This window comes from Alteromonas antoniana (assembly GCF_019249295.1).
GTDB lineage: Bacteria > Pseudomonadota > Gammaproteobacteria > Enterobacterales > Alteromonadaceae > Alteromonas > Alteromonas antoniana.
The window spans coordinates 115,706-129,041 of the sequence record NZ_JAESDH010000010.1 but is presented as its reverse complement, the minus strand read 5'-3'; the positions used below and the strand labels follow the sequence as shown (position 1 = coordinate 129,041).

General features: G+C 46.3%; 11 protein-coding genes and 2 pseudogenes. 7 read left to right on the top strand and 6 right to left on the bottom strand.

Annotation, left to right across the window (positions count from 1 at the left end; genetic code table 11):
* Nucleotides 1–9 precede the first annotated feature (9 nt).
* The 5 genes from JKP77_RS10490 to JKP77_RS22745 all read left to right on the top strand — a co-directional run bounded on the left by JKP77_RS10490 (nucleotide 10) and on the right by JKP77_RS22745 (nucleotide 7,140).
* Nucleotides 10–1,326, top strand: a complete 1,317-nt coding sequence (locus tag JKP77_RS10490; RefSeq protein ID WP_246601166.1) for an efflux RND transporter periplasmic adaptor subunit — start codon at nucleotides 10–12, stop codon at nucleotides 1,324–1,326.
* Between the two features lie 16 nt (nucleotides 1,327–1,342).
* Nucleotides 1,343–4,537: an efflux RND transporter permease subunit gene (locus JKP77_RS10485; RefSeq protein WP_018624877.1), complete on the top strand. Its 3,195-nt coding sequence runs from the start codon at nucleotides 1,343–1,345 to the stop codon at nucleotides 4,535–4,537.
* Nucleotides 4,538–4,713: 176 nt separating this feature from the next.
* Nucleotides 4,714–5,616: a cation efflux transmembrane domain-containing protein gene (locus JKP77_RS10480; protein ID WP_045980005.1), complete on the top strand. Its 903-nt coding sequence runs from the start codon at nucleotides 4,714–4,716 to the stop codon at nucleotides 5,614–5,616.
* 34 nt (nucleotides 5,617–5,650) lie between these two features.
* A complete protein-coding gene (locus JKP77_RS10475) occupies nucleotides 5,651–6,538 on the top strand; it encodes a cation diffusion facilitator family transporter (RefSeq protein WP_045980004.1) in 888 nt (295 codons plus the stop codon).
* Between the two features lie 311 nt (nucleotides 6,539–6,849).
* Nucleotides 6,850–7,140 (top strand): bile acid:sodium symporter, encoded by a 291-nt coding sequence (locus JKP77_RS22745; RefSeq protein ID WP_197047990.1) that lies wholly within the window; start codon nucleotides 6,850–6,852, stop codon nucleotides 7,138–7,140.
* 378 nt (nucleotides 7,141–7,518) lie between these two features.
* On the opposite strand, the gene merA is transcribed toward JKP77_RS22745, so the two are convergent.
* From merA to merR, 5 genes and pseudogenes are all read right to left on the bottom strand, one after another.
* Nucleotides 7,519–9,156: a mercury(II) reductase gene (merA, locus tag JKP77_RS10465; protein ID WP_012801201.1), complete on the bottom strand. Its 1,638-nt coding sequence runs from the start codon at nucleotides 9,154–9,156 to the stop codon at nucleotides 7,519–7,521.
* Nucleotides 9,157–9,166: 10 nt separating this feature from the next.
* Nucleotides 9,167–9,612 (bottom strand): annotated as a pseudogene (gene merC / locus JKP77_RS10460) (organomercurial transporter MerC).
* Nucleotides 9,613–9,625: 13 nt separating this feature from the next.
* On the bottom strand, nucleotides 9,626–9,901 hold the full coding sequence (merP, locus tag JKP77_RS10455; protein ID WP_012801202.1) for a mercury resistance system periplasmic binding protein MerP: 276 nt from the start codon (nucleotides 9,899–9,901) through the stop codon (nucleotides 9,626–9,628).
* Nucleotides 9,902–9,935: 34 nt separating this feature from the next.
* Nucleotides 9,936–10,283: a mercuric transporter MerT family protein gene (locus tag JKP77_RS10450; RefSeq protein ID WP_012801203.1), complete on the bottom strand. Its 348-nt coding sequence runs from the start codon at nucleotides 10,281–10,283 to the stop codon at nucleotides 9,936–9,938.
* Between the two features lie 84 nt (nucleotides 10,284–10,367).
* Nucleotides 10,368–10,763 (bottom strand): Hg(II)-responsive transcriptional regulator, encoded by a 396-nt coding sequence (merR, locus tag JKP77_RS10445; RefSeq protein WP_425292844.1) that lies wholly within the window; start codon nucleotides 10,761–10,763, stop codon nucleotides 10,368–10,370.
* 182 nt (nucleotides 10,764–10,945) lie between these two features.
* On the opposite strand from merR, the pseudogene JKP77_RS22740 reads away from it, so the two are divergent.
* Together JKP77_RS22740 and JKP77_RS22735 are read left to right on the top strand one after the other, a co-directional pair.
* Nucleotides 10,946–11,428: pseudogene (locus tag JKP77_RS22740) on the top strand (HAMP domain-containing protein); the annotation flags it as partial.
* Nucleotides 11,426–12,286 (top strand): methyl-accepting chemotaxis protein, encoded by an 861-nt coding sequence (locus JKP77_RS22735; RefSeq protein WP_420840065.1) that lies wholly within the window; start codon nucleotides 11,426–11,428, stop codon nucleotides 12,284–12,286. The pseudogene JKP77_RS22740 and the gene JKP77_RS22735, both read left to right, overlap by 3 nt.
* Before the next feature lie 128 nt (nucleotides 12,287–12,414).
* Here the strand turns inward: JKP77_RS22735 and JKP77_RS10435 are convergent, their stop codons facing one another.
* Entirely contained in the window at nucleotides 12,415–13,335 is a 921-nt protein-coding gene (locus JKP77_RS10435) for an alpha-E domain-containing protein (RefSeq protein ID WP_218311133.1), read from the bottom strand.
* Nucleotide 13,336 lies beyond the last annotated feature (1 nt).

Below are 13,336 nucleotides of genomic sequence, written 5' to 3'. Positions count from 1 at the left end.
GATAGGATAATGAACATGAATAGATTATTGATAGCGATGCTAAGCGCCGCAATGACTGCACCAAGCATAGGGCTTGCAGAAACGATGAGTGGTGAGGCGCACGAACATGATAAGAGCAAGCCTGCTCAAGAGGTTATTGAGCATAAGGATGATGCGTCTCACAAGGAGCACCCATCAAATGCCACGGATGAACATGAGCGTCATGGTGATACAAAACATGGGTCTAGCGATAGTTCCCACAATGAAAGTCATGATGATGCGGGACACAGCGAAAGTAATACTGAAGAAGATGGACATGGGCATCAAGAAGAAGCTTCTGCCACTACGGCACTAAATGCTACTCAAATGACGATTGCTGATATCCAGGTTGCTCCTCTCACTGCCGAGCGCGTTGATTATGAGTTCTACGCACCAGGGGAAGTTCTTTCTAATGGATACACTAGCTACATAGTGTCACCGCGAGTAGCTTCCGTTGTATTACGTCGTCACGTAGCATTGGGCGCTCATGTCGAACAAGGTCAGCCACTGGTAACCCTGTTCAGTGAGGATGTGGCGCAGGCCCAGGCAGACTATCGCACCGCTTGGCCTGAATGGGAAAGAGTCCGCAAGCTCGGTCGCAAAACCGTTGGAGAGCAGCGTTATATCCAGGCCAAAACCAGCTGGGAGGCTGCTCGGGCAACGTTGCAGGCCTATGGGTTAGCTGAGTCAGATTTGCAGTCTCTGGCATCGCAAGATATTAAGGCATTGGGCGAATATACCCTACGTGCCGAAACCGATGGTTCTGTGTTATCTGACGACTTCGAGCAGGGGCAGCGCGTCGAAGCTGGTTCTCCTCTGATCAAGCTGGCCAATGAGAAGCAGCTCTGGGTCGAAGCACACCTTCCAGCAGATCAGTCTATATCACTTCCGCTCGGTACATTGGCTGACATTGTGGCTGGTGATATCCGAATTCAAGGCAAGGTATCCCAAGAAGCACATACCATAAACCCCGTTACACGAACCCGAACAGTGCGCTTATTGGTGGACAACCTGGAGCATAGGCTGCATCCGGGACAGTTTGCAGAGGTCTTCTTCCGTTTTCGTACAGAAGAGCCGGTATTGGCTGTGCCAGAGTCAGCACTGATGCGAAATCCCGATGGAGACTGGGCAATTTTTGTAGAAGAGAGTCCAGGGCAGTTTCGCTCTCAAGAAGTTGAACTAAAGCGAGCACTAGGTTCGTTGCGTGAAATTAACGGCATTGTTCCCGGAACACGTATTGTTACCGACGGTGCCTTTTTTGTTGCTTCACAAATCGCCAAAGGCGGTTTTGATCCGCATAACCACTAAGCATTAAGGAGACTCTATGTTTAATCGAATTGTCGATTGGGCGGTCACTAACCGTTTGCTGGTGGCGATTGCGCTCATTACACTAACGGTCAGCGCCTTTTTTATTATTCCAAGGCTGAATCTTGATGCATTTCCGGATGTTACCAACGTTCAGGTCTCGGTCAATACTGAAGCTCCTGGCTTGGCTGCTGAGGAAGTCGAGCAGCTGATAACCTATCCGATTGAAGCTGTCATGTACGCTCTGCCTGATGTAGAAGAAGTAAGGTCTATTTCAAAGACTGGCTTGTCTGGCGTTACTGTTGTGTTTAAGGAAGGCACTGATATTTACTTTGCCCGGCAACTGGTATTCGAGCGACTTCAGGCTGCCAAAGAGCTGATTCCAGAGGGCGTTGGTACACCCGAAATGGGGCCAAACACTTCTGGGCTGGGGCAAGTCTATCAGTATTTACTGGTTGCCGAACCCGGTTCGGGTTTCGATGCCATGGAGCTACGCAGCTTAAATGACTGGGTGGTCAAGTTGTTGCTTATCCCGGCCGAAGGCGTGACTGATGTGCTGTCTTTCGGCGGTGAGGTGCGTCAGTATCAGGTCGATCTGAATCCGTCAAAGCTGTTATCTTACGATCTGACCCAGGACGATATCATGGCGGCTCTGGAGCGTAACAACACCAATGTTGGCGGCTGGTATATGAACCGTGGTCAGGAGCAATTGGTGATCCGAGGTACCGGCTGGCTCGATCATGGCAAGCAAGGGCTGGAGCAGATCCGTCAAGTTCCCCTGAAAACGGTGGATGGCACCACTATCACCGTATCGGATGTAGCCAAAGTGAATCTGGGTAGCGAAATCCGCCAGGGCGCAGTGACCATGACACGCCGAACTTCGGATGGGAAAGTTGAGACACTAGGCGAAGTCGTCTCAGGCATTGTATTAAAACGTTTAGGCGCCAATACCAAAAGCACCATTGATGGGGTTAATGCCCGTATCGAGCGTATTAATCAGGCGTTACCGGAAGGAGTTAAGTTCGAGGCTTACTATGATCAGGCCGATCTGGTGACGCAAGCGGTTGATACCGTTGTCAATGCTCTGTTACTGGCGTTTGTCTTCATTGTGGTCATTTTGGCGCTGTTCCTAATGAATTTGCGTGCTACCTTACTGGTACTGATCTCAATTCCAATTTCCATCGGTATTGCTTTGATGGTGATGGCGTGGTTTGGTCTTTCGGCAAACTTAATGTCTCTAGGCGGTATTGCCGTGGCCATTGGCATGCTCGTGGATGGCTCTGTAGTGATGGTCGAAAACATGTTCAAACATTTGACCCATCCCGATGCCACCCATGACAAAGATAGACAGACAATGGTTCAGGATGATCCAGATCCTGTTGATGCAGCTCATGATAGCCATGGGATTGCTTTACGCTTGCAAGAAGCTGGCAGAGAGGTAGCAAGACCTATATTTTTTGCGACAGCAATTATTTTAGTTGTCTTCATGCCGCTATTCAGTTTCGAAGGGGTCGAAGCCAAACTGTTCCAGCCGATGGCTATCAGTATCATGCTGTCTATGCTGTCCGCGCTGGTTGTAGCTTTAATCATAGTCCCAGCATTAGCCACCTACCTGTTTCGCAAAGGGATACGCCCGCGGGAGAGTTTCGTCTTGAAACCACTTGATAAACTCTACCGCAAGGGTTTGTCGTGGGCTATGAGCCACAGTAAGGTCGTCGTTGGTATTGCTGTAACGCTCGTGGTTGCGGCAGCTTTAGTAATACCGCGTCTGGGTACCGAGTTTGTGCCTGAACTCGAAGAAGGAACGGTCAACCTCCGGGTAACTCTCGCTCCGTCCTCCAGCCTGGATACTGCGCTTGAAGTCGCTCCAAAACTCGAAGCAATGCTGATGGAATTCCCGGAAGTCACCTATGCGTTATCACGCATTGGACGTGCCGAAATTGGCGGTGATCCAGAGCCAGTGAATAACATTGAGATCTATATTGGTCTTAAGCCAGTGCCAGAATGGACCAGCGCCGATAATCGTTATGAACTTCAATCCCTGATGGAGCAAAAGCTGGAACAACATCCCGGATTGCTGTTCAATTTTTCACAACCAATTGCCACCCGTGTGGATGAGCTGTTATCGGGGGTTAAAGCGCAACTAGCGATAAAACTCTTTGGTAAAGATCTTGATGTGCTGGCTGAAAAAGGGCAGGCAATTGAGGCAGTGGTCAAAAAGATCGACGGTACGCGTGATGTTGCCATGGAGCAAATTGTCGGTGAAGCTCAATTGGTCGTAAAGCCCAATCGCCGCGCATTGTCTCGTTATGGACTCGACGTAGCGGATGTCATGGAAGTGGTTCGAAATGGGCTTGGCGGTGCCAGCGCTGGACAAATCATCAATGGTAACGAACGTTATGATATCTATGTTCGGTTGGATGAACGTTTTCGCCAAGATCGCGAAACTATTGCTGACCTTCGTTTGCAGGCACCTTCAGGAGCCTGGGTTCGCCTTGGTGATGTAGCCTCTGTAAATATTGCTTCCGGCCCGCCGCAGGTTCGCCGCGATGATGTTCAGCGCAGAGTAGTCGTTCAGGCCAATGTGCAAGGGCGTGATATGGGCAGTGTGGTAGCAGATATTCGCGCAGCGATTGCTGAACAAGTTGATTTGCCAACGGGTTACTCCGTGGATATAGGTGGACAATTCGAAAATCAACAGCGAGCACAAAAGCGTCTGTCGCTGGTCGTGCCATTATCGCTGGCGCTTATTGCCTTGTTGCTTTACTTTGCCTTTGCTTCGGTTGGTCAGGCTATGCTGATCCTGGTAAATGTACCTCTAGCCGTTATTGGTGGGGTGTTCTCACTCTGGCTGTCAGGGCAGTATTTATCAGTGCCCAGCTCGGTCGGATTTATTACCCTGTTTGGCGTCGCGGTACTTAACGGTGTAGTGATGGTTGAAAGTATCAATCAGCGTATCAAGGATGGCCTACCTGTCAGTGAAGCCGCTTTTGATGGTGCCGTATCCAGGCTTAGACCGGTATTGATGACAGCAGTGACATCTGCGTTAGGTTTAATACCGATGTTGCTATCAAATGGCGTTGGCGCAGAGATACAAAAACCGCTTGCCAGTGTTATCGTAGGCGGGCTGATAACAGCCACATTTTTAACACTGTTTGTGTTGCCCGTTCTGTTTGCCTGGTTTTCAAAAGGTAAGTTGAAGGAGAAACACTAACTAGCAATCTGCCGGCTCTATTTTGGAGTCGGCAATACTTTATAATAGCAAGATGGTTTGAACCAACACCCCATTAATGCTGAAAGCTCGCCCATTTTCGTATCGAGGACTCTCCGCTTTAGACTATAGTGATCGGGGAGGGGGAAAGCCAATATCAAAAAATGCAAGGTATACCTATGAGCCAGAAATGTAACCGTGACTGCAAAGCAGATGCTACAGATGAAACACAAGATATTACTAACGACGACAAGTTATTTGAAGGGGCACATGTAAGCGAATACCACGTTCCTAAAATGGACTGCCCATCAGAGGAAAGCATGATCCGAATGGCACTGGACAGTCTTGAGCCAAGTGTAATCCTCGAGTTTGATACACATAAACGCATAGTTAGAGTGCTTCATCACCTTGAACTCAGGGACATGGTAGAAGACCGGATAACGTCTCTTGGGCTTGGGGCTAGATTGGAATCAACTAACGCTGTGGACAGCGAGATTATCCATAAAGCAAGGTTGACGGCACAAAATGAAGAAGCAGAGGAAGCTGGGATACTTAAAATGCTATTAGCTATTAATGCAGTGATGTTTATTACAGAACTTGTTATCGGCTGGTGGGCACAATCGACCGGATTGATAGCTGATTCATTGGATATGTTTGCCGATGCAGCAGTGTATGGGGTGGCACTATACGCCGTTGGGCATGGCGTCCGAAAAAAACTCCGTGCAGCGCATATATCAGGATGGTTACAGATTATATTAGCTCTGGGTGTATTAACAGAAGTTGTGAGGAGACTGGTTCAAGGGAGTGAGCCTGAGTCAAACCTTATGATGGTGTTTGGCTTAATTGCCTTGGTAGCAAATGTCTGGTGCTTAATCTTAATTGCCAAAAAGCGAAATGGCGGCGCTCACATGAGAGCAAGTTGGATTTTTTCTGCTAACGATGTCATCGCTAACGCAGGCGTTATTATTGCCGGAGGATTAGTGGCATGGACGGGCTCACAATATCCAGACTTAATCATTGGGTTTATCATTGGATTAATTGTTTTAGTTGGCGGTATTCGTATATTGAAGATCAAATCCTAAGGTAGGAATAGAGCTCCACAAGAGGTAATCTTAAATGCATGATCATTCGCACTCACATGGTTCAAATAATCGTATAGGTTGGGCATTTTTTCTGAATGTCACCTTTACCATTATCGAATTTATAGGAGGTATCTTAACCAATAGTACCGCCATCATGGCCGACGCCGTTCATGATCTTGGCGACAGTTTATCCATCGGATTTGCTTGGTTTCTCAGTAAAGTTAGTGAAAAAGGTTCAAATTCAGAGTTCACCTATGGTTACCGCCGGTTATCATTGTTCGGTGCACTTATTAATGGTCTAGTCCTCATTATTGGTTCCGTCTGGGTTCTGACAGAAGCTATCCCTAAACTCCTGCAACCAGAAATGCCTATAGTTGAGGGCATGATCGCCTTAGCCGTGTTTGGGGTGCTAGTTAATGGGTTTGCGGCTTATAAATTAAGTAAAGGCAAAACTCTTAATGAGCGTGTACTCAATTGGCATTTATTGGAAGATGTACTGGGTTGGGTTGCAGTTTTAATCGTTTCCATCGTACTTCTTTTTGTTGACTGGCCCATTCTTGACCCAGCTTTATCAATTCTTTTCACTCTCTATATTTTAATTAATGTTGCTAAAAACCTTTGGCACACTATAAGGTTATTTTTACAGGCAATCCCTGACAAAGAACTGTCAAAATCAGTTTATAAAACCTTAATAGAACTCAAAGAAGTGGATAGTATCCATCACCTGCACTTGTGGTCATTGGATGGAGAGCATCATGTACTTACTGCTCATCTAGCTCTACAAGAGGCACTGTCTACTCAACAGCAACTGGAGTTAAAAAAGTCCATAGCAGAACGATTGAGTAAATTTAATTTAGAGCATACGACCATTGAGCTTGAAATGACAAATGAGCAATGTCGCGATGATTCTCAAGCTCTGTAATTGGGAGTGTACAGCTATAATTTATATTGTGGCCGCACTGTAACTGGTACCCTTGACCTATGCGTCGATTAATTTATTTCGTTGAATCAAATCTTGTTTGGTTTGTGATTATTGTAGCTGGAGTTGGCCTGATATTGCCCGAATCCGGGAAGTACCTCGACTCCTCAATAGCCCCTTTACTTGTGATTCTGATGTTTGTGATCAGCCTTACATTTGATGCACATGCCGTACGAATAGTCTTTCGCAAACCGTCAAGACAGTTTTTGGCAATGGGGCTCGTCTATGGCCCGATTCAATTGCAGGCTTCTTGACTGGTCGCCTTTTTCAATGCGGTCAATACAGCCTTTTCTCCTTTCGTAGTTCCGCTCCTTTTTCTATGGCTGACAGGGATACAGCTAGAAGTCCCTCTCGTTTCCATCATCCTGGAGTTAGCTCTAGTTGTTTTAGTGCCTACAATTCTCGGTGTAACCTTACGCACCAACTTTCCGACGATTATTTCAAAGCATGATTCGACTTACGCAGGAATTGGGTCAGTCTTCTATCTTGTAATATTACTTGCGGTAGTGGCTTCCAATGCAGAAACCATCATTGGTTATGGATAGTATGCTTTTGTAATTGCTGGAGCAGCTTTAAGTCTAAATCTTTGTGGCTACTTAATTGGAATGGCTTCACGGTTTATAACGACAGACCGACCGGAAGTCATCGCATACCTATTTACTGTCAGCAAAAAAGAATTTAGCATTGCAGCGGCTTTTGTGGCTGCATCCCGGTTGCCATCAGAAATAGTAATACCAGCCACATTCTTTGCAGTAATTCAGATGATCACATCTCCTATTGTGGCCAAATATCTTGCTTGAGGCTAGCTCTCAAACAGTTACTGAAGAAACTTTCCACGAAGAAATATGCAGTAAATTGGTAGTACCGTATCACTGGAAACCAAAAGCAGACTCATAAATATCTTTTCTGACGAAAGATAAAGCTTACCCAGCACAGCAAGACAGTTCTTTAATATCTTTACTGAAAGTTTGTGCACAAAGCTTCAGGCCTTCCACCATAGTTAAATAAGGAAACAATTGATCCGCTAAGTCATCCACTGTCATGTGGTTGTGAATCGCCAGTGCCGCGCTCTGGATAATCTCGCCGCCATCATGAGCTAATACTTGGGCTCCGATCAGGCGTTGGGAGCCAGCTTCAACCACCAGTTTGATGAAACCCTGAGAGTCGAAGTTAGCCAGTGCTCGAGGCACGTTTTCCAGTGGCAATACTCGACTTTCGGTCTCAATATTCTGTGCATGAGCTTCTTGTTCTGACAACCCTACCGTTGCTACCTGCGGTTCGGTAAAGATCACGGCTGGCATCGCGGATAGATTCAACCGAGCTTCACCCCCTGTCATGTTAATCCCTGCACGACTGCCTGCCGCTGCCGCGACATAAACCAGTTGCGGCATGTTACTACAATCACCTGCTGCGTAAATATGTGACTGTGATGTGCGCATCTGATCACCTACAGTGACCGCTCCATTGGCCTCTTTTTCTACACCGGCAGCGGCAAGATTAAGCTTACCGGTATTAGGTGCACGGCCGGTGGCGACCAGCAATTTATCGCCACGAATTTCTCCTTGCTCGGTATCAAGGATAAACTTATTATCTTCATAAGACACCTGACTGGCTTGGGTATGTTCCAGTACGCGAATGCCTTCCTGTTCAAAAGCTACGGTTAAGCCTTCTCCCAACAGTGGGTCTTCACGGAGCAATAAAGTACTGCGAGCCAAGATAGTGACCTCTGCACCCAGCCGACGATAAGCTTGAGCAAGTTCGACAGCCACAACTGAAGAGCCTATCACTAACAAGTGCTCAGGTAGCTCAGTTTCGAATAAAGCTTCCGTCGAAGTCCAATAAGGGGTATCAACCAGGCCTGGAATAGGAGGAATAGATGGCTGACTGCCGCTGGCAATCAAAAAGCGATCTGCAACCAGCTCTTGCTCGTAACCATCTTTGTTGCGAATAGTTAAGGTATGAGTATCTTTAAAAGATGCATAACCTTGTACCAATGACAATGCTGGATTGGTATCCAGAATATGCTGATATTTGGCGGCACGTAACTCTTCCACGCGTGCAGTTTGTTGTTTCGCTAACAAGCTACGATCCAAAGAAGGTTCATGATTTTCTAGACCGTCGAAAGGATTGTTACGCTGCTGTTCAGCCAGCTGGGCAGCCCGGAGCAGAATTTTCGAAGGTACACAACCGACATTAACACAACAACCTCCGATCACATCTCCAGCTTCAACGAGTGTGACTTGTGCTCCATTTTCCACTGCCTTGATAGCACAAGCAAAAGCAGCCGAGCCAGTACCGATGATAGCGACATGCAGCGACTTTTTGTCAGTCACATCTTCACTATCGCAGCCATCTAACGCGACAGGTTGAGCCGTGTAGCCAAGAGCTTTGATGGTATTGATTAGCGTCTGTTCATTGACATCAGATTCTGCTTCGACGACTGCACTGGATTTCGTATAAAAAACGGTGGCATTTCTGACGCCAGGCATGACGATCAAGGCATCTTCGATCTGCTGAGGGCATCTTTCACAAGTCATTCCAGAGATGGAGAATTTACGCATAAAGACCTCCTTATGGATTTGAGTGAGTGTTGTCGGCAGGAAGCACACAACTTTCATTGTCACAGCGTTTATTCGCTGGCGAAAAAATATCCCAGATTGATACCGCTACCATCAGTGCCAAGGCTGAGTACGTCACATAAGTGCTCCAGGCATATTGAAAGAACGGATAAAGTGATAGCAACAACAGAATAGGCCCTAGCATACCAAGCAGGTTACGATGCCACTGCTTGTGACCAATCCAGCCAAGTCCGTTAACTATTAGGCTAACCCAAGCCAATATAGGCAAGAGTGTATTGATAAAGAACCACTACCACTGACTGAGGAACCCTGCCCGATGGCTGCCCCCAAGCTGGCGATGGCCGGAAAGCACATGGCACAACCCATGGCAGACACCACGGCACCTAATGAGCTGGCTTTGTCGCCAATGCGGGTAAAAAGACTCAGCAGGTTCTTCATTAGTATTCGTCCTTTATTGCTTTACCACAGATGGATAGCCGGCATTTTTTGTGGCCTCGGTCAGCTTTTCCACCGTAGTTTTTTCATCATCAAAAGTGACCACGGCTAACTTATCTTCGAAGGTCACTTCAGCTTTGGTAACTCCCTCAACCTGTTGCAATGCTTTTTCCACCGTAATCGGACAAGTTACGCAGGTCATCGTGGGAACTTCAAGCATGACTGTTTGCTGCTTGGCAAACGCACCCAAGCTAAGTATTGATAGTAGGGATAATAGTGCAATTTTTTTCATCTTCTTCTCCAAGGGTTATTTCTCAACGATATAATTAAGCAAACCAGATAATCCAGTAATTGCTAGTGACTAATATTAATGCAATGAAGGCGGTTACCCAGAAAATGATCTGCCGGCGCTTACGTACTTGTGGCATTGCACAAGCGGTTCCAGGCTCACACTCTTCTATAGGTCGATAAACTTTCCAACCGGCAAAACTAAATAAAACCAGTACCAGCAAGATAAAAATAGGGCGGTATGGCTCCAATACGGTCAGATTGCCAATCCAAGAACCACTAACGCCTAGTAGTAACAAGACTAAGGGCCCAGCACAACAAAGCCCAGCACCAATAGCAGCAGCAATACCACCAACTAGCGGTAAACTGGTATCGTTTTTTGCCATGGCTTACTCCACTTCAAATGTTCTGATAGAAAACAGTATAAACTCCGTATCCAAGTACGGAGTCAAGGGGTTTAGCGATTGTTATTAGTTGTTTTCTGGGAGAAGGGAAGTAATAATCGGGCAATGTGCCTGTTCAGTGTTGCTTGCACATTGTTTCAGTAAATCATTAAGACTGGTTTCTAAGCGGCGTAGATCAGCCATTTTTGCACGAACACTGGCAAGTTTGTGGTTTGCTATACTTTGTACTTCTTGGCAAGAAGTCTCTTCCAGCATCAGCAAGTTAGCGATCTCATCCAAGGAAAACCCTAACTCTTGAGCACGTTTGATAAACCGAATGCGATTCAAAGTCGTCTCAGGATAACGACGATAACCTTTAACGGGTTTTTGGGGCTGTTCAATTAAGCCGCACCGTTCATAATATCTAACGGTCTCAACGTTTACGCTTGCCAATTTGGCAAGTTGACCAATTACATACATAATTTAACCGTATTGTCGGTACTGAAGTGGGTAGTAAAATTCTAAGTTGAAAGTACGAATATAACAAACAGTGTATCAATAGCGCAAAGTCTGCTGTTAGTTCGTTGAGATATTCAATATATTTCATATGGTTAAACTATTTTTTGGTCGATTTATCACGAATCGTGGCCGTACCTCAGGATCGCATGTATGAGGTTTCGGATATTGTCCAGAAATACCCTGATTTGGTCACATCAATAACCGGTTTCGATAAAGATTTTAATGCCTGGAAGCGTTCTGCCGAAGAGGTAATTTCAGCACTTCAGAATAACAATACAGCGCAAGCTATAAACCTGCTGAATGGGGAGCTGATAGATCGTTTCGACTCAGTCAGAACACACTATGACAAGGTAGGAGAAAGTATCAAAGCGAAGGCCGACGAGGTCACTGCAGAAGCAAAGTCTGCCGGTGAACGGCAACGCAATATCCTGTTTTTAGTGATTCTTATTGTTCTTGTGGCCTCTATCATTTCTATTGTGGTGGGGCCTAAACTTGTGACCACGCGTCTGAATAATCTTATCAGCGTCATGGATAACATCAGTGAAGGTGAAGGCGATCTCAGAAGTCGGCTCGACGAGTCTGGTAAAGATGAAATTACCATCCTGGCAAGAACGTTCAATAGACTGATGCAAAACCTTCAGTCACTGATAATCGATATTAAAAAACAGGCAGACCAGTTGGGAAATACCGTTGGTACACTTAAGAACAGTACAGACACAGTAGAACTTAACACCAGCGAGCAAGACAGTAATCTTGACCATATAGCCACCGCAGTAAACGAACTCAATCACGCCGTTCATGAAGTTGCAGAAAACAGCCAGTCAGCCCTTGGCAATACCCAGGCGGCGTCTGATTCCAGCAACAAAGCAACAGACGTGGTAACACATTCGTCAAAAAGTATTACGCAGCTAAACACATCTGTTCAGCACGCAAATAGCGTCATCATGGAACTTGCAAATGACTCTAAAAATATTGTCGCAGTGCTGGATGTGATACGCGATATTGCTGAGCAGACAAATTTACTGGCACTTAATGCTGCAATTGAAGCGGCCAGAGCGGGCGAACAGGGCCGCGGTTTTGCGGTGGTTGCTGACGAGGTTCGAACACTGGCCAGTCGCACGCAAAAATCGACCGAAGACATTAACAGTATGCTCGCAGGACTGGAAAACCGCGTGTCGGAGGCAGTATCTGCTATTGAACGAGGGAATACTGAAGTCACGGTTGTACTGGAATCATCTAACGAACTGTCCAAAGCGCTGACAGAGGTTAAGAGTTGCGTAGAAAAAGCGAATGAGATGATTTATCAGATTGCAACTGCAACCGAAGAGCAAAGCACTGTGGTCGACGAAATTAATAACAATACTTCATCGCTTCAGTCCTTAAGTCAGCATAACCTGAAACAAGTTAGTGAGGCAGGAAGCGTTAGCAAAGAAGTCAGTGAGATTGCAAATGCGCTAAACAAAAACGTCAGCACATTTAAGGTGTAATCCTCCTGAATAGGGTCTTTTAAAACACAGGACAGAAGGGCAGAAATTAAGTAGCCAGATATAGTCAACTATATCTGTCTTAATTTCATACCCTACTGGCTTTTGTAGATAATGCTTCCTGTTGTTAATCAGAAATAGGTCTGATCAATTGTGTTATGAACGTCCAGCAAATGAACCTGTATCTCATCCATGACATCATGAAGCTTTGCCTGCTTAAGCGTCTTGGTATCCAGAGACTGCAGTTCTTTTTTCACATTGTTGACAGACTCAATGACTTTTTCTGGCTTCGGTAATTCAGATACACACTTAACAATTTGGCCCAAGGAATGGCTGAGCGAACGCGGAAACGTATCTCGTTGTAACAGAAATTCCAGTATATCAGCACGCTGGATCCGCAAGCGCATCTCTTGTCTGTACATTTGATAGGCCGTTAACGATTTCAACACGCCCATCCACTGTATGTTCTCAAATGCAGCATTGTCGTCCGCAAGTCCCGGTAACAGCGACGCAGACCGCACATCGATGATTCGGGTTGTCATATCTGCGCGCTCCAGGTGACGTCCAAGACGTAAAAAAGCGTAGGCGTTATCGCGGTTCATGGTACCGCCCACCAGTCCGGTAATGGTCTGGTTTCCCGTTATAACCCGATTCAGGCAATTAAAGCGGTGCCGGCGGGTTAACACACTCTGACCATCTTCTTTAGCCTGAAGATGAAGCTGGTTAATCAGCTCCCACGCCTCAGAAGGAATGATTTCCCGGACGATGCGCGCGTTTTCCCGTGCGCTTGCCAGTGAATTAATAATAGAGCCTGGATTTGAGGTATCCATTACCATAAACCGGATCACGCTTTTTTCGTCGGGTTCGCTGTAGCGTTCATAGAACGTATCGCGAAACGATAACATATCGATGATAGGTTCCCAGCCGAGGGTAACGTTTTTGGGTAAGTCCAGTAACAAGTGGGTATTTACCTGTATCAATCTTGCCGTATTTTCGGCTCGCTCAAGGTATCTGGCCATCCAGTAAATATGATTAGCAACACGTGATAGCATC

Excerpts from the sequence above, each read along its gene's own strand:
- JKP77_RS10490 (WP_246601166.1), top strand. The coding sequence starts at position 10 with ATGAACATGAATAGATTATTGATAGCGATGCTAAGCGCCGCAATGACT.
- JKP77_RS10485 (WP_018624877.1), top strand. The coding sequence starts at position 1,343 with ATGTTTAATCGAATTGTCGATTGGGCGGTCACTAACCGTTTGCTGGTG.
- JKP77_RS10480 (WP_045980005.1), top strand. The coding sequence starts at position 4,714 with ATGAGCCAGAAATGTAACCGTGACTGCAAAGCAGATGCTACAGATGAA.
- JKP77_RS10475 (WP_045980004.1), top strand. The coding sequence starts at position 5,651 with ATGCATGATCATTCGCACTCACATGGTTCAAATAATCGTATAGGTTGG.
- merA (WP_012801201.1), bottom strand. The coding sequence starts at position 9,156 with ATGCGTAAATTCTCCATCTCTGGAATGACTTGTGAAAGATGCCCTCAG.
- merP (WP_012801202.1), bottom strand. The coding sequence starts at position 9,901 with ATGAAAAAAATTGCACTATTATCCCTACTATCAATACTTAGCTTGGGT.
- JKP77_RS10450 (WP_012801203.1), bottom strand. The coding sequence starts at position 10,283 with ATGGCAAAAAACGATACCAGTTTACCGCTAGTTGGTGGTATTGCTGCT.
- JKP77_RS22735 (WP_420840065.1), top strand. The coding sequence starts at position 11,426 with ATGCAAAACCTTCAGTCACTGATAATCGATATTAAAAAACAGGCAGAC.
- JKP77_RS10435 (WP_218311133.1), bottom strand. The coding sequence starts at position 13,335 with ATGCTATCACGTGTTGCTAATCATATTTACTGGATGGCCAGATACCTT.